Origin of the sequence: Pseudodesulfovibrio piezophilus C1TLV30 (assembly GCF_000341895.1) — a bacterium.
Taxonomy (GTDB): domain Bacteria; phylum Desulfobacterota; class Desulfovibrionia; order Desulfovibrionales; family Desulfovibrionaceae; genus Pseudodesulfovibrio; species Pseudodesulfovibrio piezophilus.
This window is the reverse complement of record NC_020409.1, coordinates 3,003,392-3,026,452: the sequence shown is the minus strand read 5'-3', so window position 1 is coordinate 3,026,452 and position 23,061 is coordinate 3,003,392. Positions and strand designations below refer to the sequence as shown.

The 23,061-nt window shown below is 52.1% G+C and carries 23 protein-coding genes; 12 read left to right on the top strand and 11 right to left on the bottom strand.

Annotated features, from left to right (window positions below):
• Positions 1 to 98: 98 nt before the first annotated feature.
• The 4 genes from BN4_RS14100 to BN4_RS17320 all read right to left on the bottom strand — a co-directional run bounded on the left by BN4_RS14100 (position 99) and on the right by BN4_RS17320 (position 3,826).
• Positions 99 to 1,130, bottom strand: coding sequence for a tetratricopeptide repeat protein (locus BN4_RS14100; RefSeq protein WP_015416080.1), 1,032 nt, complete (start codon positions 1,128 to 1,130; stop codon positions 99 to 101).
• Between the two features lie 73 nt (positions 1,131 to 1,203).
• The gene (locus tag BN4_RS14095; RefSeq protein ID WP_015416079.1) at positions 1,204 to 2,226 is read right to left on the bottom strand and encodes a tetratricopeptide repeat protein; all 1,023 of its coding nucleotides are present in this window, start codon (positions 2,224 to 2,226) and stop codon (positions 1,204 to 1,206) included.
• Between the two features lie 22 nt (positions 2,227 to 2,248).
• Complete coding sequence (locus tag BN4_RS14090) at positions 2,249 to 2,845, bottom strand: hypothetical protein (protein WP_015416078.1); 597 nt, start codon at positions 2,843 to 2,845, stop codon at positions 2,249 to 2,251.
• A gap of 12 nt (positions 2,846 to 2,857) precedes the next feature.
• The gene (locus BN4_RS17320) at positions 2,858 to 3,826 is read right to left on the bottom strand and encodes a tetratricopeptide repeat protein (protein WP_231856544.1); all 969 of its coding nucleotides are present in this window, start codon (positions 3,824 to 3,826) and stop codon (positions 2,858 to 2,860) included.
• Positions 3,827 to 4,101: 275 nt separating this feature from the next.
• Here BN4_RS17320 and BN4_RS14080 point away from each other — a divergent pair, with 275 nt between their 5' ends.
• From BN4_RS14080 to BN4_RS14070, 3 genes are all read left to right on the top strand, one after another.
• A complete protein-coding gene (locus BN4_RS14080; protein WP_041720420.1) occupies positions 4,102 to 4,347 on the top strand; it encodes an FmdB family zinc ribbon protein in 246 nt (81 codons plus the stop codon).
• Positions 4,348 to 4,383: 36 nt separating this feature from the next.
• On the top strand, positions 4,384 to 5,316 hold the full coding sequence (gene hemC, locus BN4_RS14075; protein WP_015416076.1) for a hydroxymethylbilane synthase: 933 nt from the start codon (positions 4,384 to 4,386) through the stop codon (positions 5,314 to 5,316).
• A gap of 278 nt (positions 5,317 to 5,594) precedes the next feature.
• Entirely contained in the window at positions 5,595 to 5,792 is a 198-nt protein-coding gene (locus tag BN4_RS14070; RefSeq protein ID WP_015416075.1) for a hypothetical protein, read from the top strand.
• 88 nt (positions 5,793 to 5,880) lie between these two features.
• Here the strand turns inward: BN4_RS14070 and cobT are convergent, their stop codons facing one another.
• Positions 5,881 to 6,951 carry a nicotinate-nucleotide--dimethylbenzimidazole phosphoribosyltransferase gene (gene cobT, locus BN4_RS14065; protein WP_015416074.1) on the bottom strand — a complete coding sequence of 357 codons (1,071 nt, stop codon included), beginning with the start codon at positions 6,949 to 6,951 and terminating at the stop codon, positions 5,881 to 5,883.
• Positions 6,952 to 7,112: 161 nt separating this feature from the next.
• Between cobT and BN4_RS14060 the strand changes: the two genes are divergently transcribed.
• From BN4_RS14060 to BN4_RS14050, 3 genes are all read left to right on the top strand, one after another.
• Positions 7,113 to 7,946, top strand: a complete 834-nt coding sequence (locus tag BN4_RS14060) for a WcbI family polysaccharide biosynthesis putative acetyltransferase (protein ID WP_015416073.1) — start codon at positions 7,113 to 7,115, stop codon at positions 7,944 to 7,946.
• Complete coding sequence (locus BN4_RS14055; RefSeq protein ID WP_015416072.1) at positions 7,936 to 8,937, top strand: glycosyltransferase family protein; 1,002 nt, start codon at positions 7,936 to 7,938, stop codon at positions 8,935 to 8,937. The genes BN4_RS14060 and BN4_RS14055 overlap by 11 nt, the downstream gene beginning before the upstream one ends.
• A gap of 94 nt (positions 8,938 to 9,031) precedes the next feature.
• Entirely contained in the window at positions 9,032 to 11,320 is a 2,289-nt protein-coding gene (locus BN4_RS14050) for a bacteriohemerythrin (RefSeq protein ID WP_015416071.1), read from the top strand.
• Positions 11,321 to 11,441: 121 nt separating this feature from the next.
• Here the strand turns inward: BN4_RS14050 and BN4_RS14045 are convergent, their stop codons facing one another.
• Both BN4_RS14045 and BN4_RS14040 read right to left on the bottom strand, forming a co-directional pair.
• Complete coding sequence (locus BN4_RS14045) at positions 11,442 to 12,824, bottom strand: sigma-54-dependent transcriptional regulator (protein ID WP_015416070.1); 1,383 nt, start codon at positions 12,822 to 12,824, stop codon at positions 11,442 to 11,444.
• The gene (locus BN4_RS14040; RefSeq protein WP_015416069.1) at positions 12,825 to 15,119 is read right to left on the bottom strand and encodes an ATP-binding protein; all 2,295 of its coding nucleotides are present in this window, start codon (positions 15,117 to 15,119) and stop codon (positions 12,825 to 12,827) included.
• Between the two features lie 335 nt (positions 15,120 to 15,454).
• Between BN4_RS14040 and BN4_RS14030 the strand changes: the two genes are divergently transcribed.
• The 3 genes from BN4_RS14030 to BN4_RS14020 all read left to right on the top strand — a co-directional run bounded on the left by BN4_RS14030 (position 15,455) and on the right by BN4_RS14020 (position 17,938).
• Positions 15,455 to 16,024, top strand: coding sequence for a cytochrome c3 family protein (locus BN4_RS14030; protein WP_015416067.1), 570 nt, complete (start codon positions 15,455 to 15,457; stop codon positions 16,022 to 16,024).
• A gap of 9 nt (positions 16,025 to 16,033) precedes the next feature.
• Complete coding sequence (locus BN4_RS14025) at positions 16,034 to 17,395, top strand: multiheme c-type cytochrome (RefSeq protein WP_015416066.1); 1,362 nt, start codon at positions 16,034 to 16,036, stop codon at positions 17,393 to 17,395.
• 189 nt (positions 17,396 to 17,584) lie between these two features.
• Entirely contained in the window at positions 17,585 to 17,938 is a 354-nt protein-coding gene (locus tag BN4_RS14020; RefSeq protein WP_015416065.1) for a hypothetical protein, read from the top strand.
• Here the strand turns inward: BN4_RS14020 and BN4_RS17315 are convergent.
• The 4 genes from BN4_RS17315 to pyrR all read right to left on the bottom strand — a co-directional run bounded on the left by BN4_RS17315 (position 17,935) and on the right by pyrR (position 21,684).
• Complete coding sequence (locus tag BN4_RS17315; protein WP_162138615.1) at positions 17,935 to 19,824, bottom strand: ABC transporter substrate-binding protein; 1,890 nt, start codon at positions 19,822 to 19,824, stop codon at positions 17,935 to 17,937. The genes BN4_RS14020 and BN4_RS17315 overlap by 4 nt on opposite strands.
• Before the next feature lie 167 nt (positions 19,825 to 19,991).
• Complete coding sequence (locus BN4_RS14010) at positions 19,992 to 20,606, bottom strand: hypothetical protein (RefSeq protein ID WP_015416063.1); 615 nt, start codon at positions 20,604 to 20,606, stop codon at positions 19,992 to 19,994.
• On the bottom strand, positions 20,603 to 21,139 hold the full coding sequence (gene thrB, locus BN4_RS14005; RefSeq protein ID WP_015416062.1) for a homoserine kinase: 537 nt from the start codon (positions 21,137 to 21,139) through the stop codon (positions 20,603 to 20,605). Before thrB ends, BN4_RS14010 begins: the two co-directional genes overlap by 4 nt.
• Positions 21,140 to 21,141: 2 nt before the next feature.
• Positions 21,142 to 21,684: a bifunctional pyr operon transcriptional regulator/uracil phosphoribosyltransferase PyrR gene (gene pyrR / locus BN4_RS14000; RefSeq protein ID WP_015416061.1), complete on the bottom strand. Its 543-nt coding sequence runs from the start codon at positions 21,682 to 21,684 to the stop codon at positions 21,142 to 21,144.
• Positions 21,685 to 21,847: 163 nt separating this feature from the next.
• On the opposite strand from pyrR, the gene BN4_RS18190 reads away from it, so the two are divergent.
• From BN4_RS18190 to BN4_RS13990, 3 genes are read left to right on the top strand one after another with little or no spacing between them, the layout of a single operon-like run.
• A complete protein-coding gene (locus BN4_RS18190) occupies positions 21,848 to 22,192 on the top strand; it encodes an IscA/HesB family protein (RefSeq protein WP_083863108.1) in 345 nt (114 codons plus the stop codon).
• Positions 22,125 to 22,277 (top strand): hypothetical protein, encoded by a 153-nt coding sequence (locus BN4_RS17785; protein WP_157871402.1) that lies wholly within the window; start codon positions 22,125 to 22,127, stop codon positions 22,275 to 22,277. Before BN4_RS18190 ends, BN4_RS17785 begins: the two co-directional genes overlap by 68 nt.
• 31 nt (positions 22,278 to 22,308) lie before the next feature.
• Entirely contained in the window at positions 22,309 to 22,638 is a 330-nt protein-coding gene (locus BN4_RS13990; RefSeq protein WP_041720417.1) for an IscA/HesB family protein, read from the top strand.
• Positions 22,639 to 23,061: the final 423 nt, after the last annotated feature.

Below are 23,061 nucleotides of genomic sequence, written 5' to 3'. Positions count from 1 at the left end.
AAGGCCTGCCGAGTATACTCGGCAGGCCTTTTCTATTGCCAATTTTGAGCGCGGAATTTTAAAAAAAACGAGGATGCGATCCTTATCGACCGATACCCTTAGATATCAAACTCAATCTTGACGGAATCAGAAGGGCCTTTTTGTTCTGACGACTGCTCTTTCTCTGTGAATTGCTTTTCTTCGGAAGATTTCGTTGCCTTACCGCGTGCACGGTCCACAGATTCGGCTTGTCCTGGCGAATAGGAGACAGCTCTGTCTTTTCCAAGAACGTCACCCCCTAAGGCCTCGATGATATTCGCCGGAACAGGCGGTTTTCCCTGTTTCTCGCATAGCAAGGGTTTGTCGTGCATCTCCACGATCAACTTGGCCAGACTCTTTGCCGCCCCAAGCCCAGGATTAAGAAGTCGGCTCTGGGAAAGGGCTGAGACGCATTCCTCCCAGTTCCCGCGCTCATAGTTGGCTCGGGAAAGATTATAGAAAAGATTTTCATCTTCCGGGGCAAACTCCACTGCCTTGGCATAATATTCCACAGATTCATCGTATAGTCCGCTCTTGCGCAAAGCGATACCGAATTCATTGAACAAATGGTGATTTTTTCCTTTGAAAGCCGCTTTGATTTTGAGAATCTCCTGCATCATATCCCGCGCTCTTTCGATGTTGTGGGATTCGAGGTAAATCAAGCCGAGATTAAACAATGCCCTGACATTTTTTTCATCTATGCCAAGGGCATTGGTAAAACAATGCTCTGCACTGTAAAACCGCTCTTCCTCCCGGAGGGATTCTCCAAGGTCAAGATGATCATCAAGATTCTGCATTGCCGGGAGAGTCTGATCCTCGAAATATTCCACTTCAGGCGAATACTCCGCCATCAATTCATCAAGTGAGATAATCTTTTCATCCCCGGATGGAACACTATTCGTATTGATCTGACGAACCGCAAAAAGCTTGTCTTCAATTTCTTCCACATACCAATACAACTTCGTCCGGTGAGAACGCGTGGTCGTTCCTGTTCCCACCTTGATCATCGAAGTGGAAGAAAACACGCAGTTCACCAACCCTTCATCCGAGGTTGCTTCTGCGAGGTAAGATTGCCCGGTATCAAGTTCGAGCCGTCCCGAGTCTTCGGTCATCTCAAGTCTATTCCTTCGATCACGTTACTCTACGAATTGGCATGCGTCTCGCATGAAGCACGCATGCCTTGCCTCAATTTTCCTCATCACCCGAATTGTCCGGTGCTGCCTTTGTCAAAGCTCCCGAGCGAGCCCGGCCACTGGCTCCCGTAAAGGAAGCCTCGACTTCTTCCCTGCGCACCGGGTTTTCATCCAAAGGAAGACCCTCTTCCGCTTCCAACAACCGCCGTGCTCTGTTCCCTATTCCAGAGGGAACTGGCGGCTTGCCGGATTCTTTGGATAACCGTTCACTTTCTGCCAACTTCACTATGACCGTAAGCAGGTCTCGTGTCACCACCAACTCGGGGTTGAGCCGGTATGATAAGGCCAAAGCCTCCACACACTCTGTCCAGTTGTCTGCTTCATAATGCGCTCGGGCAAGATTGTAATACAAATTCTCGTCATCTGTCACGAAATCCAATGCGCGACTATAATATGCCACGGCCTCCTCAAAGAGACGAGTTTTGCGCAGGGCTATCCCGAACTCGTTGAAAAGATGCTGATTTTTTCCATCAAAGGCAGCCTGAATATCGACCAGTTGTTTCAATATTTCTCTGGTTCGTTGTACTTCGTTACGGCTGGCATGGATCAACCCCAGACCAAAAACAGCCCGGACATTCGATTCCTCGATTTCAAGGACTCTCCCGTATTCAAGTTCCGCAGAATAGAGCCGACCTTCTTTGCGAAATGCATCACCCTGCCCCACTGTTTCTTCGAGGGATTCCAGCGCCGGAAGCACCACTTCTTCATAATAGGCAAGTTCCGGAGTATACTCATCAAGCAAGCGATTCAGGGAAATGACAGTCACATCTCCAGCCGGAACATTCTTGTCATTAATACGCCGCATCTCAAACATATTGTCATCAATCTGTTCAACATACCAATATATCTGACTCACATGCTTCCGACTACTACTCCCGACCCCCACCCTGATCGCTTTCACTGTTGAAAAGGCACACCGAATCAAACCGCCATCCGCCAAGAATTCGAAGCCGCTTTCGGAAATCAGAGCATCAAGTCCTGGCTCGGAGCCGGAATCATGCTTATGAGCACTCACGAAACACCACCTGAAAAAAGATTTACTTCGTCATGTGAAAGGCGTGTTTGTGGCCCAAAAACTTTTGTGCGCTGTCCATTCCCCTGCATTTGCCGTTTCTCCCCTTCCATGTCATATCCAAGGCTATTTCGCAGGATCGTTTCCTGCCCAGAAGTTCAGAGACATCATCATAGACAAGAGCAACCTCTTCAGGGTTGACCTCGTCCACATCGTCCCAGCGAAAATTCAACGCGCCCTCTCGCTGTGCGCTGAAAACACCCAGCATATCACCCCGACAGCATTGTCGCATCAACCCCGCCACCTGAATATCTCTGCCTCCTCCCTCCATGAAGGTCATGGGGAGAAATTGGCCGCCATGAAAAAACTCCAGTCCAAATTCGCGCCCTTGCATGGAAATACCCTGCACTTGATACACAGGCTTGAGCGGTTGCCCCACCACCTGTGACACCTGCCTCAGCTTTTTGACGGGAAGTAATCCCAAAGCTATATCCCGAACGAGATCATGCCATTTTCGTTTCCCGTAGGCATTGACACCGGACTGAATCGACTTGCGAAAAAGATAGAGCGCGCCGACCTTCTGAAACATACCGAAAATCGTTATTTCAAGTCTCTTCCCCACCAATGCCTCCGGCTACTTTTCGGATGTGGTATCGCCCGAAACCAACTCCGTTCCGAAGCCGTCTGGATCGATTTCGACCATTGCATGCTCATCGCTCGCATCTATGCCGAGTCGCGCGGAAGCCTGTGCAACGAGGTCTGCCGGGACCGGCGGTTTATCATATTTGGTCCGCAGGTTTTCGTTTCCTGCCAGAGTCATCATGAATCGACACATGGCAATGGCATGCTCATGATAGGCATTGATATCCAGAGCCTTGCTGGCAAAGGTGAAACAATACTCCCAGTCTCCCTTTTCATAGAAAGCGCGTGCCAGATTATAGTACAGGTTCTCATCATTCTTGGTCAATTCCACAGCGCGGGTATAATACTGCACCGACTCATCATACAGGCCATTCTTGCGCAAGGCTATGCCGAATTCGTTAAAAAGGTGTTTGTGATTTTCATGAAAAGCACCTTGAAGCGAAACCAATTGCTCGAAAACTCCACGCGACTTATCCTTGTCTTTGCGATCAAGATAGACCAATCCCAAACCAAAAATGGCCCTGACATTGGTTTCATCCACATCAAGTGCACGGGTGTATTCCATCTCGGCTGACAGCGGTTCACCGTTCTCCCGATGCTTGTCACCTTTGGCAATGGTCTTTTTCAACGCCCTCATGGCAGGCATGACCCGTGCATTGTGAATTTCGACCTCGGGAGTGTAGTCAGTAAGCAATTTTTCCTGATCGATAAGGTCTTCTTCACCCACCGGAACAAAGTTCGGATTGATCTTGCGAATACCGTATTCATCCAGTCCGCATTGGTTCACATACCACAGCAGCTTCGAAATCTGCTTCTTGGCCGTGGTCCCGGTTCCTATCCGAATCTCCGTGGTCGAGGAAAAGACGCACCGGAGCTGCTCATCCGGATTATCCAGGCCGGAACACCCTTCACTCGACTCGACGCGGCTGTCCGCACTGGTATGTATTCGTGCATCTTCCATGGATTTCCGAAGAACCTCCCAAGGCAAATTCATTGGTACAAAGATGAGATCTATCTCATAAAAACAAGCTCCCTCACCATAATCAAAATTCTTATACTGAATGCAAGTTGCCCGCAAGCAACGAGTCATTCATTCTCGACTCACTGGACATTTCTCCCCAATGTCTTACCTCTCTGACACAAGGGCGTGCACCGTTGCCAGCCCTGTTCTTTTGAGCTATTGAGAGCGTCTGCCGACACGGGTCGGTTGCACACACAACATGATCGGAGAAGTCTATGCCGATATTCGAATACTCTTGCGAAGACTGCGGTGGCGAGTTCGAAGAACTCGTCTTTGACCGGGATGAATGTCCCCCATGCCCGAAATGCGGGTCCGGTAAAACAGGAAAACTCATGAGTGCAGTGCGCTCACGAGTCGGCGGAGGAGCACCGGAAACGGCTGCTTCCGAAGCTGCCCCGGCACCGGCCGCACCCAGCGGATGTGCCGGATGTTCCGGCGGAAACTGCTCCAGCTGTCACTAGACACGCTCCCCTGAAGCTCTCACCCGAAGGTTTTCAATGAACACACTCGTCATCGCCACCCGTGGCAGCGCTCTTGCCCTCTGGCAAGCCAATCATATCAAGGACTGTCTGGAAGCCGAACATCCCGGCCTGACCGTGGAACTGCTCAAGATCAAGACGAAGGGCGACAAGATTCTGGATGTCCCGCTGGCCAAGGTTGGCGGCAAAGGACTTTTCGTCAAAGAAATTGAGGAAGCCCTTCTGGATGGGCGCGCCCACATCGCTGTCCATTCCATGAAAGATGTCCCCACCAAGCTGCCCGATGGACTTGAAGTCGGGGTCATGCCTGAACGAGAAGCAGCAACAGACTCCCTCCTCTCGGTCAAATATGATGGGTTGAAAGGCTTACCAGAGGGAGCGTTGGTCGGAACATCCAGCCTGCGTCGTCAATCCCAACTCGCGGCCCTGCGCCCGGACCTCCGCATCGAATCCCTGCGTGGTAACCTTGATACCCGTGTCAGAAAACTCATCGATGGGGAGTTTGATGCAATCGTCGTTGCCACGGCCGGATTGAACCGACTCGAACTCAGCGCACCCAAGCATGAAATTCTCGGACCGCCGGATTTTTTGCCAGCCGTTGCGCAAGGCGCTCTCGGAATAGAATATGACACCAGCAACACCGAAGTCGTCGAAATGCTCCAGTTCCTGAACCATGAACCGACCAAGCAGCAAGTCATGGCCGAACGTGGTTTTCTGACTGGCCTTGACGGTGGGTGTCAGGTTCCTATTGCCGCGTGGTCTGTAATAGAAGGCGACCTGATTCGTCTCACCGGTTTTGTCGCCGATATTGATGGCTCCAATCCCATTCGCCTAATGGTCGAAGGTTCGCTGGAAAATGCCTGGGACATCGGTATGGTTCTGGCGGGAAAGGTCCTCGACGCCGGTGGAAAAGAAATTCTCGACAGAGTCTACGCAGCAACAGCCAAATAACTTTCCGGCTCGCCTCTGCCCTTCCGAAAAAGACGGGGCGAGCCGTATTCGGGTGACGAGTCCTCTCCCTCGCCAATTCTTTATCTTTTTTTATCCCGCACGACTCACACTTCGAATGTTAAGAATATAAAGAAATATTCATGAAAAAAATAAAATCAATCCGGGTTGTTGGCGACAGCAGAACTCGATCTTCCAATATTTTACTAAAGATATTTACGCACCATCCGATAAGAGGAGTAAGACATTCAATTGACACTCCATGGAAGGAGGTACGTATCATGGAAGTTGGTGGTTTTGATCTGCAAGGACCGACTTTGGCGGAACAGATGAAGTCTATCCGCAAGGTTCGACTGCAACGAGAAGTTTTGGAAAACCCCGAGATGGCTCGCCAACTCGTGAAGGTGGAATCAACAGGAACCTATAACGCCAAGGGCGATGTCATCCAGGCGCTAACAGGAGATCTCGGTGACGCATGACGATGCCGTGAGACGCGGCCTTTCAAAAAAATAAGCCGGACGATTTTCGTCCGGCTTATTTTTTTCCCCAAGAACATCCTATGACGGACTAATCGTGAGCTTCGGCAACTCCGGCATCGGCGAATGTCGCCATATTATTGTACATATCCACAGCACTCCTCACCAGATACATAGCACAGGCGGCTCCGGTGCCTTCCCCCAGCCTGAAACCGAGATGAAGCAACGGATCAAGATCCATGGCACTGACGGCCTTGGCATGACCGGGTTCCGCAGAAGCATGACTGATAATGCAATAGTCCTTGACTGCCGGACATATTTTCCAGGCAGCCGCATACGCGGCGGTCGAGATAAAACCATCGACACTGACAAGCTGACGGTTTTTTGCTCCACCGAGAATCAAGCCAGCCAGAGTGGCGATCTCCAGCCCACCCAACGCAGCGAGGATTTCCACAGCATCGCCTGATTCCAGGGCCGAGCGATTGACTTTCAGCCCTCGTGCGACCACTTCAGCCTTCCGTCCCACAGCGTCACTATCCAGACCGGTTCCGGGGCCCGTGACTTCCAGAGGTTTCAATCCCAGAAAAGCGCAATAAAGCGCCGTGGATGGGGTCGTATTGGAAATACCCATATCGCCTGTTCCGAGAATTTTTACTCCGTCCGCATACGCTCGGTCGGCAAGATCTATCCCCAGCATCAAGGCCTGAAGGCATTGGTCACGAGTCATGGCCGGGCCTTGCGCTAGATTGGCCGTACCGGGGGCGATCTTCGCCTGAATCAGATTGGGATGCTCGTCATAGCCACCGCCACAGGAACCGGCGTCCACCACATAGAGTTGCGCTCCGGCGGTCTTGGCCAAGACGTTGATACCGGCACCACCACCGAGAAAATTGAGAATCATCTGCCGAGTGACTTCCTGCGGGAAAAGGCTCACCCCTTCATCGTTAACACCATGGTCACCGGCGACAGTGTAAATGCGCATGGGGTCGGCCTGAAGCGCCTGTCCTTCCTGGATCAGGAATAACTGCAAGGCCAGGTCTTCCAGCCGTCCAAGGCTCCCCTGGGGTTTGGTCAGACTGTCCAGATGAGCTTGCCCTTTGTCTGTCAAGGAACGATCGACCGGCTGGATGGCTGCCACGGCGGTATCAAATTCTTTTTGCATCATATCCTCATGTTCACTTAGGTGTTTATTCAGTGCCGGAGGGATACACCTTGTCTTATCCCCTGTAAATAGTCGCTCTATAAAGAGAGTTGAACGCCTGCGCAGGACGTGTTAATTTCATTGTCGGCTTTCACAGGACATTTCAACCCCTTCCGGTGACTATGGGCAAACGCCTCTGCATCCTCCACGCAAACTGCCAGGGTCCTCCCCTGCTGGACAGACTGATGCTCAGTCCGGATTTTTCCGCGAACTACGAGTGTACCGTTTTCACCAACTATACGCGTGAGCCTGTCCCGGAATCGACTCTTGCCCGGTGCTCTCTTTTTCTCTACCAGCATCTCGGCCCCGGATGGGGACCACTTGCCTCAGAATCACTGCTGCGCCAACTTCCTCCCGACGCAGAGCATCTCTGTATTCCCAACATGTTCTTCAAAGGTTACTGGCCTATGTGGAGCGGAGAATCGGGCTTTGACTACCGATGCACTCATCTGGAAAAATACCTGAGCATGGGATTGCCCCCAGAACAAACGGTCATGCTCTTTCTTCGCTCGGACGTCACCCGTCACTATGATCTTCTGGAGCTGGTCAGTGAAAGCATCGCACTGGAACGAGAACGGGAAAGCCATACGCCTATCCCGTATCTTGAGGTAATAAAAGAGGGGTATCGAGATCAACGGCTCTTCAACACGGTCAACCATCCCGGAAAAGAACTGATGAACCATGTTGCAAAAGGGGTGATGCAACACCTCTCCCTCGCTCTTCCTGAAGAGACACGGCTCGAAGCTCTGGGGGAACCGTTCCCGGAATTCGAGCAGCCGATCAACCCGAAAATCGCCCAGCATTTCGGCTGGGACTTTGCCACGACTGACACACACTATCAAATATACGGCCGCACAATGACCTATGCCCGCTATGTGGCAAACTATGTTCTGGCACGACAGTCAGGCATAACAGACTTCATAGGCTTCCTTCAGGGGGCGTCCAGTGCCATCTAGAACCGTCGCGTGGATCGGAGGGCTCTATTTTCAGGCCCAAATCAAGGAACTCGGCCTCCAGATCACCCACATTCCCATGGAAACTCCCGCGCCTCTGACCTGGGAAAACATTCTCACCGCAACCGGAACTTCTCCGGACGTGGTCGTCTACGCCGATCGAAGTCTGCCCCCACCGCTGATCGGGGTGGAAAATTTCCCCTGCACCACGATTTTCTATGCCGTCGATTCGCATATCCACACATGGTATCCCGCCTATGCCCAAGCATTTGACCTTGCCGCCGTCAGCCTGCGAGACCACATGCCCCGGTTCCGACTTCGCCTTCGCGATGAACAGGTCATATGGCTCCCCCCTTACCCTCTCAGGCATGAGCACCCCCCCTCCGAGGCGGTCGCCAAGAAATGGGATGTCCTTTTTGTTGGCAAGGTGGACAGAGAGACGACCCCTGAACGGTTCCTCTTCCTGAAGGAACTCAAGGCACGCCTGCCCAATCTGGAAATTCGCCAAGGTGATTTCGCCACGCTTTTCCCCCAGGCCCGCATTGTCCTCAATTTTGCCGAGCATGGGGATCTGAACTTCCGTGTTTTTGAAAGTCTGGCCACCGGAGCCTGCCTCGTCACCCCAGAAATAGGACATGGCCAGTCTCGCCTCTTCATTGATGGCAAACACCTGGTAACCTATCCTCAGGATGACATGGACCAACTCATCGACATTCTCTGCTCTCTGCTCGCAGACCCCGATCGCAGAGAAAGCCTCGCCCTTGCCGGAGCCAACATAATAGATGAACATCACCGGGCAACTCACCGTGCACAAACACTGGTCAATGCGCTTAATGCACTCCCGGCCGAGGGCATTTCCTCTCGCCTGCAAAAAGCGGATTTCATCCGTACCAAGTATCTGAGACTGGTCTATCTGCACTGGGCAGAGGCCTATGCAGACTCTCCTCTTGGAGCCCTTTACCTCAAGGCCAGCATGGACATTTTGCGACGATAGACAAATAGGGATTGTATTCCGAAGCCGCTCCCGGTATTCTTCCCGTAGTGATAATCAATGCCATCTCAACGGCAAAAGCATTACAGGATCAATCGTGCATAGCATACGGCTCAAACTGGCTTTCAGCCTTGTCTTCATATGTGTCATTTCGATCATCGTCAGCCTGACAGGAATCTTCTCCGCTTCCAACACGAATCTGACCGTGATTCTGGCAGGGAGTCTCGGCTCCATCCTGATTCTTGTGATCTCCCTGGTAATCTTTCGAAGCGCCCTATTTCCCCTGATGCGTACCATCCGCTACGCTACCCGTATCGCCAACGGTAATTACGGCGCACCTTACGAAGGCGACTGCACCGGGGAATTCCTCCAGCTTAAAAATGCCATCGACATCATTGCCGGAGAAGCGACACTCAAGGCCGACCAGTGCGAAGAGCTGGATAATCAACTCGCCATGTCCCGACACGAACTGACCGCTGCCGGAGATGAACTGGAAACAGCCCGCAAGGAAACGGCCAAATGGAAACAGGGCTTGATCTCCGGCGCAACCAAACTCAGGGAATTAACTGATCTTCTTGATGCAGCCACAGAGGGCTTGTCCGAACAGGTCGCCGTAGTGACCGAAGGAGCCAACACGCAACTCAGCCGGAGCGGAGAAAGCGCGCTTGCCATGGACCAGATGAATGCCAGCATTCTTGATGTGGCACGCAATGCTTCCGAAGCTGCGGCTCAAGCGACCCAAGCCAAGGATCGGGCAACTTCAGGAGCAGCTGTGGTCGACCAGGTTGCCGAGGCTGTGGCGTCTGTCAGCGCATTGACCCAACGCATGAAAGACAGCGTCCATGGGCTGGGAACGCAAGCTGATGATATTGGCAAGATCATGAGTGTCATTACGGATATCGCGGACCAAACAAATCTTCTCGCGCTCAATGCGGCTATTGAGGCGGCTCGTGCAGGTGAGGCTGGACGGGGCTTTGCGGTGGTTGCCGACGAAGTCAGAAAACTGGCAGAGAAGACCATGGACGCCACCAAGGAAGTCGGCTCCACTGTTCAGGCCATCCAAGGAGGCGTTCACAGCTCCATGACTGAGATGACCCAGGCTGCCGAGGCCGTGGAAAAGGCAAGCTCCCTCGCAGCCGAAGCCGAAACATCCCTCAAGGACATCGTCGGCATTGTTGAATTGAGTTCGGACCAGGCCCATGCCATAGCCACCGCTGCCGAGGAACAATCCGCTACCAGCGAAGAAATCAACCGCTCCGTGGATGAGGTCAATGAAACGTCCTCGCTCATAGTCAATGGGATGGAAGAATCCCATGGAATGATTGATAATGTCACATCCTACACCACGATTCTCGCCGAGATAATTCAGGATATGAGCGATGGCAATATATCAGCCATTGAGCAGCGCAATTGGTCCGACATGCAGACAACGACAGGTGACCGGCCTAAATCAGGGAGCAGAGCTCGAAACACCGGACGTTCTCCCCTTCCAGGAACCAGCCGTCACAAGAGCGGCTCTCTCATGGAGTGGAACAGTGATTTCGTCCTCGGCCTGAAAGAGATAGATACTCAACATCACAAGCTTGTTGATCTCGTCAACAAGCTCAATGAAGCCATGAAAGCTGGCAAGGGCAAGGAGATTCTGGGACAAATTTTCGAAGAGTTGAAGGAATACACCGTCCACCATTTTGCCACGGAAGAAGCCTTTTTCGAGGAACACCATTATCCGGGCACCCTTGCCCATGAAGCTGAACACAAGAAATTGGTGGATACCGTGCTCCAACTCGAAAAACAGTTCAAGGAAGGCAAGGCCGCCCTGACCAACGACGTCATGCAGTTCCTCAAGGATTGGCTTGTCAACCACATCCAGGGCACGGACAGAAAATATGTTCCCTTCCTACTCAAAGCGGGAGTCGAACCGGCAACCCCAGTCCCGGGCCGAGCGTTGCGCACCTCTGGAACATCTCCTCGCAGATCATCAAACCTCATGGAATGGAATGATGATTTCGTCATCGGCATCCGTGAAATCGATAGTCAGCACAAAAAGCTCGTCGGCCTGGTCAACGACCTCAACTCCGCGATGAAAAGTGGACGCGGAAGCCAGAAACTCGGACAAATTTTCGAAGAGCTGAAGGAATATACCGTCCATCACTTCGCCACGGAAGAAGCTCTTTTCGAAGAACATCATTACCCCGGCATGATTGCTCATGTCGCCAAGCACAAGAAGCTCGTCAATACCGTTCTCGAACTTGAAGCCCAATTCAAAAACGGCAAGGCTGCCCTGACCAACGATGTCATGGAGTTCCTCAAGGACTGGCTCGTCAACCATATCCAGGGCGATGACAGGAAATATGTCCCTCATCTAAACAAGGCGGGGGTTCATTAGGAGACAATCCCATCACCGCCTCAAACAAATTCGAAGAGCATGCCCTGCCCGCTCCTGGCAGAGAGCCAGTCTCGACCGGTCCATATTCATTTCAGGCAGAACCATGCGCACCTGGAGGGTCTTACCGTTTCACGCCGTGTTTCTTCAGAAGCTCATAGAGATACCCCCGAGAGACTCCGGCAAGGGTAGCCGCCTGTTTCATGTTGCAGCCACTCTTCTCAAGAAGCAATTTCACATATTCCCGCTCGGCCTTATCCCGGTAGTCCTTGAGGCGGGGGAATAATTTCTGCCCAGATCGGAGGAGCGGAGCCGACAATCTTTCGCCTGAATCCAGTGTCTGCTGGACGGCTTTGATACGGACATGCGTTGGAAGATGACGGCTATAGATGACAGGCCCGTCCTTGGCTGCTCCCAATGCCCGGAGAACCGCATGTTTGAGTTCCCGAACATTTCCGGGCCATGAGTACGCGCGAAGAGTTGCCCAGAATTCCTCACTGATTTCCTTGGTACATCCATCAGATGAACCGCAGGCCTTATCAAGGTGAAAACGGACAATGGATTCAAGATCTTCAAGCCGATCCCGAAGCGGAGGAAGCGTCAGTGTTGCTCCCTGAAGTCGATACAGTAAATCATTGCGGAACAAACCAAGCCTGGACATTTCCTCCAGGTCTCTGTTGGTCGCCGTGACCAGCCTGAAATCCGACTCCTGCTCACCCTGACTGCCAACGGGCCGGTATCGTCCGGTTTCCAATACCCGCAAAAAGGATGCCTGCATCTCAAGAGGCAATTCACCTATCTCGTCCATAAAGAGTGTTCCGGTGTGAGCCTGTGCAATGACACCGTTACGCGATCTATCTGCTCCGGTGTAAGCCCCACGGACATGACCGAAAAGTTGTGAGGCGACAAGAGTCGGAGAAAGAGAAGCACAATCGAGCGTCACGAAAGGCCGGGAGGCCCGCCTGCTTCGATCGTGAACCGCACGGGCAATCAGTTCTTTCCCTGTGCCGGTCTCACCATGGATCATGGCCGTCACATCGGTATGGGCAATATCATCCACTTTTGCCAGACACCGGAGAAGCTTGGCGCTTGACCCGGCAATCCCCACCGGGCGTTTCCCTGCACCGGGCAACACGACCCGATGCTCCCGATAGGTGACAACATCTCTGACCGACTGTTCAATCTTGTCGACAGTCAGTGGCTTGGTCAAATACTCCCAACCGCCTTGTTCAAGGACAGATGCGGCCCCCGAGGACTCCCCGTAGCTTGTAATGACAATGACTTCAGGTGCCCATGGCAACGATTTGTACCGATCCAGTTCTTCTATACCATTGCCGTCAGGTAATAAAACATCAAGGAAAATGACGTCATGCTGCAGAGCCTCAAGCAAAGGCCATGCTTCTGCCAATGTTCCTGCAACAGTTAATTCATGCCCTAACTCTGTCACTACATCCGCAAAAAGGACATGCATCATCTGCTCATCATCAATCAGGAGGATACGAGCCATTTACATATCCTCCACAATTTGATGCAAAGCGAACAAAACGTCCTCGGCTGCACGCCCGAGTATGTCATGAAGTTCCGGGATTTCCATGAGACGATCTTCACGCGCCGCCATTTCCAGAGCAAAGGCTGCGTTGGACAATACGGTCGCTTCAATCATGCCTGCAGAATTCTTGATCCCATGGGCCAGCCGCAAGACGTCCTGAATGCGACCGTCCCTGACGGCATCTGACAAATCTGCCAGCTTGGATGGTGCATCATCCTGAAATGCGCAAACCAGCTTTTTGAAAAGTCCTTTTCTCCCGCCCAATCGCTCCAGTGCTCCAGCCATATCGAGAACTGGTTTCACCTTTTTTGTCGTCCTTTTCATTGATCCCGCTATTGCCTTTCCTGTTTTCCCTGCTATTCCGGTATACTTGACCACGGCCTGCAACAGATCTTCACTCGTCAATGGCTTGAGTACAAATCCGTTCATCCCAGCATCCAGACATGCCTGCCTATCGCCCGGCAGAGCAAACGCCGTAGCCGCCACAATCGGGACGCGCTTGGCATGTTCTCCCGCTTCTCCGGCCCGAATGCAACGAGTCGCTTCCAAACCGTCCATCTCCGGCATTTGAATATCCATGAAAACAATATCAAATTCATTGTTCCTGAGAAGTTCCAGGACTTCATACCCGTTCGCAGCCACACTCACCGGATGCCCGGCCTCTTCCAATATTTCCACGGCAAAGGTCTGATTGAGACTGTTATCTTCCGCCATCAGTACTCGTCGGGGCCGGACAGACGAAATCACAGCTGTTTCCGCATCTGATACCTCCGCGGAAAATTCCCCTTTCTCCGGCACTTCGAGGATGACATCAAAAGAGAAGGTCGCTCCTTCGCCAAGGACACTACGGACAGAGATGGAACCACCCATCATGGTCACCAGTTGTCGGCAGATGGCCAAGCCCAGCCCGGACCCCTCATGATGCTTGGCATAAGAATCATCCACCTGCCGAAAACTCTCGAAGATATCCTGCTGCCTCTCTTGCGGAATACCGATACCGGAATCACTGACCTCCACCAAGACGCGAACATTCCTGGAACGGCCGCCATTCACCTCGGAAACTTCCCCACCAGATGAAACCCTGACGGCAACGATGCCGTGCTCGGTAAATTTGACAGCATTGCCTACCAGGTTGGTGATAACTTGTTTGAGGCGGAAAGCATCACCCTTGAGCAGGCGGTGAACATCCGGCGAAACGGTGGCAGAAAGCACCAATCCTTTATTCTCTGATTCAAACCGAAAAATGGCAAGGGCATCATCCAGTAGCTGCTTCATCTCGAAAACCGTTTTTGTCAGCTCCAGACGCCCTGATTCCAGCCGAGAAAAATCTGTTATATCAGTGATTATTTCCAGCAGAGTCCAAGCGGAATGGCGGACCATGTCCGCATATCGGGATTGAGTTTGGCTCAACCCTTTCTTTTGCATCAATTCCGTCAGCCCCATGATGCCATTCAGAGGAGTTCTCATGTCATGACTCATATTCGCCAAAAAAACGGATTTGGTTCGATTGGCCTGTTCGGCCTCCGCCCGTTTCGTCTGCACCAGATATGTGGATCCGCAAATACCGATAAAACCCACGAGAAAAATCAACGAAAAGACCAAATGTGTATGGGCCACGGAACTCTTGCGGGCATTGATGAGAGGATCGGCCAGAAAGGTGACTGAAATACCGCCCAGAAGGCGTTTCCCTTTATGCCCGTATTCGTCATGGCATCGCATACAGCCTTTTTCTGCCAGCAACGGAGCCATATACCGAAAGAAATGTTTTCCACCAGTCTCCACCAAAGAAAATTTTTCTCTGCCTCCCCGTTCGAACTCCCTCAATGCCACGGACTCCCATTCGTCAGCCTTATTCGCGGGACGAACCGGGTCCAGGCTCGTGATATGGAACTGTACATCATGTTCATAGCGAGCAATGGTGGAGAGTTGGCGTGTCATGTAAGCCGGGTTGACCTTGGTCAGTGTAATGCCCTGCATGGTTTCAAGGCTCCGGTCTTCCCTCTTGAAATACGGATTGGGCGGATTGTCGGGAGTCGCGACAACATACACTCCTCCATGAGCGGCGTTCCAGGATCGGGTCACCACCATCTGTTGGAAAAAGGCCTTTGCTTCACGCTCAGCCATGCTCGTCACGTGGGCTCGCTCCGACTGAACTGACCAGATAGCCAGAACCAACAAAAATATCAGCCATGCCACACCCAACCCAAGAGGCCATGCCCACCGATTCATTTTTGATTTCGCCTTCTTGTCCATTTTCTCCTCCCAACCGGGAATCCGAAAGCCCCACATACAATGTCAACTCTATATGACACTCTGTCATTTTTATATGACGTATGTCAGAAAAAAATGACATTTTTCTCTTATCCACTCCCAGTAAACTCCGAGACTCTTCCCAGCCAAAACAACTCGTGGTGCCAATGAAAACAAGAACAGTGCCACTCTCCCCATCATGGCATGGTTATTGTTCTAACAAAAAAGTTTCTCATCGGATTGTGCATCGTTCATCAATCCGGTCAGCGAGGTTGGTAAAGGCGAGCGCCCAAGAGGGGCACTCTTGACACGTTCAACTGCAAATAAGGGATGTATGAATGGCAGACAGTGAGAAGCGTCATAGCCGAAAGCTGTTGCCAGGCGTGCTCATTGGGGTCGTTCTTGCCGTCTCCGTTATTTTGGCCTCGGGGTATATGATTCAGGCTACGAATACGGATGTCTTTTGTGTTTCCTGTCACGTCATGAAGCCTTTCAGAACGGCCTGGCGCAATGAAACACACGGTGGCAACAACGACAAAGGGCTTGAAGCGCAATGTGTGGACTGTCACCTGCCGCATGGCGGTTTTGTGGAGTATGTGGCCACCAAGGCGTACACCGGAACGCGGGATATCATCATGAACATGATTATTGATCCCTCCACGTACGACTGGGCTGGTCGCGCCAAACACCGGCGCGGATTCACTTACGACAATGCCTGCCGCAAATGCCACGTCAACCTCGAGCCGGAAGGCATGAGGACCAGTGGGATTCTCGCGCACAGGCAGTACCTCATCGGCGATCTGGACAAACGTTGCGTGGATTGCCACGAGCATGTCGGCCACAAGAACATGGTCTCGGAAATCAACAACTATTTCAAGAAAAGCCCACAAGTCGCGGGCAAGGAGTAGGAGAGGTTTATGAAAAAAGTTTTCGGTACGATCTTCGTCGCCGGATTCATATGCTGCATGACGTTCATGCTGGCTGGACCGGCACAGGCCGCAGCCGAATTGGAAGGCGTCAATCTCGAGAAGAGGCAGCTCGTGGTGCACCGAGGCTTCACCAAGGAAGCCAAATCGTGCATCGAGTGTCACTCCCAGAAGACACCCGGCATAGTTGAAAACTGGAAAAACGGCAAAATGGGCCATGCCACGGTCTCCTGCTATGACTGTCACGTCGTGGAAAAGGATTCTCCCATGGCCAGCCAGTGCGAGGGCCTTCGCGGCACCAATATTTACACCTCGCCCATGGTTTCCTCAAAAACCTGCTCCAAGTGCCATCCGCGCGAAGTGGAGCAGTTCCTGAAATCGAATCACGCCATGAACTCGGGGCGTCCCCTGTTGGAGGTCCCCAAATTCATCGGCCTGATGTATCATCATGAAGGTGCGGAATTCCTTGGCGTTGAAAAAGGCTCTGCCCCCAATCGTGCAAGCCGTGCCGCCGGGTGTCAGATGTGCCACGGAACACAGGTCGAACTCGGCCCGGACCACAAGCCCATTAATGACACTTGGCCCGGAGGCGTCGGCACCCGCTATCCAGACGGCAGTGTCGGCAACTGCACCGTCTGCCATACACGTCACCAGTTTGCCGTATCCGAGGCCCGCAAGCCCGAAGCCTGTGCTTCCTGCCACCTTGGTCCGGATCATCCGCAGATCGAAATCTACGAAGAGTCCAAGCACGGGCAAATCTACAAGGCCCACAGTGAAAAATGGAACTTTGAAGCCGCTCCCGACACCTGGGAACCTGGAGATTATGACGCACCAACCTGCGCTGTCTGCCACATGTCCGGCATAGGCGAATTGACCACGACGCATAACGTGGCCGAGCGTCTCAAATGGGACCTGGTCCATGCTCGCAGCGAACTTCGCAAAAATGATCGCGGTAATGGCATGGAAGGCGACAAGAAAATGCGCCAGGTCTGCAAGAGCTGCCACTCGACCCTGCATACCAATAGCCAGCGTATGCAGCTTGATAACGCAGTTGCCCTGTATAATACGTATTGGGACAAGGCTGTCGAAATGAAAACCGTGCTTCAGGAAAAAAATCTGCTGGGCAAAGATCCGTGGACTGATGGTTTCCAGGAGCTGATGTACTTCCTGTGGCATCACTGCGGTCGTCGCGCCCGTCACGGGACGGCCATGAACGGCCCGGATTATGCCCACTGGCATGGTTTCTTCCAAGTCTTCCAGGTCTACAAGGATATGAAGGCCATCTATGATTATCGCCTGAAAACCGGCCAGATCGAAGAATTGTCCACAGTCATGTCCACCGCTCCAGACTAAGCCGATGGCTTTCGCCACTCCATAGCGAACCTCGCCCCCTGGCCCTCCCGTACAATCGGGAGGGCCTTTCTTATGATGGAGATTCCGCCGAATCATTCCCCATCGACTCCTTCACTTCCATACCCTCCCTAGAGAAAATTCGTGTGGTGACCGATAAGATAAGGACACAGCCACCATGGAGGGTTGGTTATGCAAGTTGAAGTACGTGAAGCCCGCTCAGAGGATGTCAGCTTTGAGATGCACCTCAAGGAAATGACACAGGAGGAAAATGAACGTCTGCTCGGCGATGTCGTTGAATTTTCGGAAGAAGCCCTGCAAGCGTTCCGGGAAGCAGCCATCGAACCGATCAAGAATGGAACTTTTTCTCTTGAACGATTGGAACAGCGAGTGCAGGTGGTCAAGAGTGAGATTTCCAAAGTCTGGAATTCGGCATTACCAGATGAAGAAAAATATCGGCAGATAGCAGCCAAGGAAAACGAAATAGCCCTACTTCAAGCTGGACAATATACTTTTGCCAAAGCCGGGTTGGCAAAGACGATCTAGTTTTCGGTTTTCGGGACGACTGCGGGAAGCCTCACTGTAAAACGACTGCCCTGGCCGAGAGCGGAGTGTACAAAAATGGAACCACCATAATGTTCCACGATTTCCTTGCAGATAGCCAGCCCAAGTCCGGCTCCCTGCTCGCCGAAACGAACGGTATCACCCCGCCGGACCTGATGAAACATATTAAAGATATCCTCTGCATCTTCCTGAGCGATGCCGATGCCAGTATCGCTGACCACGATCTCGATATGACCGGCTCCATCCGAAGCAAGGGTGAGTCGAACTTCACCGGATGCGGTGAATTTCACGGCATTGGCCAGCAGATTGATCAAAACCTGGATAATACGGTCCGGGTCGGCGTGAACCCGAGGCAGGTTATCCTGGACATCCATGAACAGATTTGTTCCCGGATTCTGGGCAAACAGTTCCTGCACCACTGCCACGGAATTGTAGGCAACCTCTGCCATATCAATATCCTGATCCTGCCAGTGAACGCTCCCTGACTCGATTTTGGAAAGATCAAGAACATCAGAGATAAGTCGAGTGAGTCTTTCTCCCTCGACGGAAATGACATTCAGGTTTTTGCTGATTCTGTCGCGCTTTCTCTCCAGTGAAACATTGCCATGCGCCAGCGGAGCAAAGGTTCTCTTGAACTCCTTGCCAATAAGCTTCACAAATCCCAGCACTGCAGTCATGGGTGTCCTGATCTCATGCGAAACAGACGACAGCAGAGCCGATTTAACTCGATCCAGTTCGGTCAGTCGCTGGTTGGCACGTTCCAGTTCCAGTGCCTTGAGAGTGAGGGCTTCGGTTCTCTGTTGCACCTGAATCTGCAATTTTCGGTTGAAGACTCCGAGGGAAATGGCCCCCAACATCAAGACAAGAGCCACGACTCCCAATATATAGAGAAATTTTTTCAGTGCGGCATGATCTCCCACTGGATTGGGTGAATAGAGAAAGCTTCCCATGTCGAGAGGCGTTGAAGTCAGACCGAGACTTCTGAAGACCTCTCCGATATATGCCCACCTGCCGGGATTCATATGGCCTATGGACACAAGGTCCGGCAGCATCAGCTTCCTGATGGCCGCTGCTTCATACTCCAGATGCGCCTTTGTTTTGCGAGGGGCATAGTCCGCCATGATCAAATCGATAATTTCATCAGGATGCGCCATCGCATACTGCCAGCCTCTCAGACTCGCTTCATGAAATGCCCGGACCCTGTCTGGATGGTTCTGAACCTGATCTTCTGTCGTAAAAAGACAATCTCCATAGAAATCGACGCCATAAGAGGCAGGGTAAAGAACCCCGTAGGCAATCCCCTTCTCTTCAAGATAATATGGCTGATTGGTGATATAGGCGGCAACTGCGTCGAACGAGGGATCAAGATAATCATTTCTGCTCGAAAAACGATCCACGATATCCAGTCGACCGAGGGGGACATGCTCCTTCTGTAACATGCCAAGTAATTCGACATCCATTGTCTTGGTGCTCATGAGCACCCGCTTCCCCATCAGGTCATGGGGTGAAGATATGCGGTCTTTTTTCGTTGTGAGCAGGACAAGCGGCGAGTGCTGAAGAATCGCGGCCATGACGACCACCGGTTCCCCTCGCATCCGGTGCAGCAGGATCTCGGAATTGGTCACACCGAATTGAGCATTTCCCTGCTGCACGGCATGGACCGGGTTCACTTTGAGATCACGCTCGATTATCGTGACATCAAGCCCGACATCACGGTAAAAACCTTTTGATTTTGCAGTGTAGTACCCTGCAAATTGGAACTGGTGAAACCAGCGTAACTGCAAGCTGACCGAATCCAGGGGCGCAGCTGGCGAAACAGCCGGAAAAAGCACCACCCAGGACAGAGCAAACAGAAACAGACTGGTCATCCAACCCATCACACTGCCGCAAGGACGGCTCCGACTCTGTCCCTCGTGTACACACATGGAACAACCTTACGTCAGATTGTTCCATGTTGCCAATTGTATGATAATTTATACCTGCTCGACAATCCCGGCCGGGAAGCAAGGTATTCTCTTCTCCAAGACTCCCCTTTCTACCGAAAGCGCGGAGGGCCAAGGACAATCATTTCCGCAATGGTATGATCCACTTTGGGGAATTGCCTCAGGTTCTTGCCCACAAATTGCATCTCCAGCATGACCAGATCCTTGTAGAGAGAGGTCCGATTCACCACCGGAGCTGATCTGCCATCCGCCTCATAGAGGTCGGTCAATTCCTGACAACGATAGCACCCCGGAAACTGGACCTGCTGTCCGTTGGGCTTGACCAAAAGATTGGGAACACCATGCATACGACAAATCATCAGGCGATGATTGTACAAACCACAGATTCCCTGCTGCTCATCGATATTGAGCGGACACATGAGATGTGGGCGTTCTCCCCTATTCAGGGAGTCCTGAGCACTCTCCACATATATCCGGGCTTTTTCCCTTATTTCTTCGAGTCGCTCTGCGGGCAGTTGATTCAATCCTTCCCACATATAAGCCCATTCCACGTAAGTATGGTGCTGAAAAAAGGAAAGACAACAGTTATCGTGACAACCGTTGCAGGTCATGCCGATCGCTTCTGCTGCATCGGAATACTGATCGACCATGCGATCATAAATGGAAGCCAGTTTGCGGTAGGCGGCCTTTGGAGTCAATTTTTTCATATCAGATCAATGTGTTCGAGAATCTGGGCCACACATGCTTCCGGTGTGTCCCTGTCGGTGCGGACCACGATGTCGGCGGCGGCACGGTACAGTGGCTGCCGCTCGTTGTAAAGGTCACTCATACTGGCACCTGGAGCAATGGCTAAGCCGCGATTCTCGCCATCGCCGACCCGCTTGAGAAATGTTGTCTCGTCAATGTCCAGAAAAACGACTTTGCCAAGCTCCTTCAAACGAGCCATGGCCTGGGTGCCATAGATGACACTTCCTCCAGTGGAAATAACTGTCCTTGTCAGTCCCAATTCGCTGACAAGGTGATCCTCGATGCGCAAAAAGTCATCAAGTCCGTAGGTGTCCATAATAGTTTGAAGCGGCATCCCGTAGTAGGATTCAAGATACAGGTCGGTATCAAGCTGCCCCCAATCGAGTTGTCGGGCCAGCATAGCTCCGAGGGTGGTTTTTCCGGCACCAGCCATCCCTACCAACGTAATACAAGGCTGTGGGACAGGGTCCCGATCAACAGGAGTAAACGCCATACCTAGTCGCCCTCGACCAGACAGACACGGTCCTCATCGTCCCGCTCATTGACCAGTACATTCACATGCTGGCCCATGGAAGTTTCAACCTTCTTGCCCACATAATCGGCCTGAATGGGCAATTCCCTGTTCCCCCTGTCAACCATCACCAGCAGCTCCACACGCCTGGGACGGCCGTAGTCCAGTATAGCTTCCAGCGCCGCCCGGATAGTCCGGCCGGAATACAGTACGTCATCCACCAGAACAATGGACGCACCTTCTATCTCGAACCCTATTTCGGAACAGTTGATAACGGGGGTCAATTCAAGGTTGGTTGTCCAGTCATCCCGATAGAGATTGATATCAAGCTTGCCCAGTGGAACCTTGCGTCCCAACCGATCATCCAGAAGTTTTTTCAACCGCTCAGCCAGATCGGCACCGCGTCGTTGTATGCCGAGAATGGCGAGGGTCTCACATTCACCATGACGCTCGTAGACTTCTATGGCCAGACGTTCAAGTGTCCGGTTCATTTCCTTGTCATTCAGTATGGTACCACATTCTTTCATCGTATCATGCCTCGTCTTCAATTTGGCCGGATGGCAATATCAGGAATTATCCCATCAATCAGAGGGGGTCAACATCAGCACAAGAAATGTACGAATTTCGATTTGACAAAGCCGCATAGAGTTCTTACCTCTTCTTTTCCCGACCATCTATAGGAGGCTATCAATGTTTGAATTGACTGAAGCTGCCGGTAAGCAGCTCGACGGCTATTTCCAGGACAAGGAGCCATCTCCTGTCCGAGTGTACCTCGCAGCCGGAGGTTGAGCAGGCCCTCGCCTGACTCTGGCTCTGGATGAGCCTAATGATAAAGACGAAGTATTCGAGGCTGGTGGATTCACCTTCCTCATCGACAAAGAACTTCAAGCCCAGACCGGTAAAGTGAAAATCGACATGACCTACTACGGTTTTGTTGTTGAATCCGAAAATTCGGTCGGCGGTGAAGGTGGCTGCTCTTCAGGCGGCTGCGGCACCGATAGCGGCGGATGCAGCTCTGGAAGCTGCTCCTGCTAAGGCTGAGTTTACGGTCATCGAAAGCGACGTCTCTTATCAAGGCGTCGCTTTTTTATCAGTCATCCCGATAGGGACTCGTTCATAAATCTTTCATGAACCCCAAAAAAGGAACCAGTATGATCAATGTGACCGAATCAGCACAAAAGGAACTGACCTCTTACTTTGAAGGGAAAACCGTCTCTCCCATCCGTATTCATCTCGCAGGTGGCGGTTGCAGCGGCATGCGGCTTTCCCTGGCCCTCGACGAACCGCGCGACGGTGACAAATCAGTGGAACTTGAAAGCTTTACCTTTCTCATCAATGAGGAACTGGCAGAAGCTACAGGCAAAGTGACCATTGACATGACTCAATACGGATTCACCATTGATTCCGAAAATGAAGTCGGTGGCGGCGGCGGATGCGATTGCTCCAGCGGTGGATGCGGCTCTTCAGGTTGCGGCTGCTAAACTCTCCCTGTGGAAAGCCTGATGAGCCACGGCACATCATGCAATCCGTCAGTCAAAAGAATCCCCCGGAAACATCTGTCTCCGGGGGATTCTTTTGACTGACAAACATCCTTCTCCCAAAAGAGAAGGGCCGGTGAAACCATCACCGACCCGTCCGATCAGGACCGCAACCCCAGCCAATAAGCCGGGTTAATCGAAATTTTCAGAACCGAGAAACCAATCCTCGACACCTTATCGGAGCGCACTAACACAATGAACCGTATTCGTCCATGACGATCTCAAACCCGACACCCTTTGCTGCCGAGAGAAAATGGACACTCTTCTGGAAAAAACTTTGCTATCCGCAGAGACAAGAAGACAGTGAGAGCAGCCATGGTGCGCTGCCGAGGAATGAATCTTCCGCATACCCCCCGGCAGGAAGAA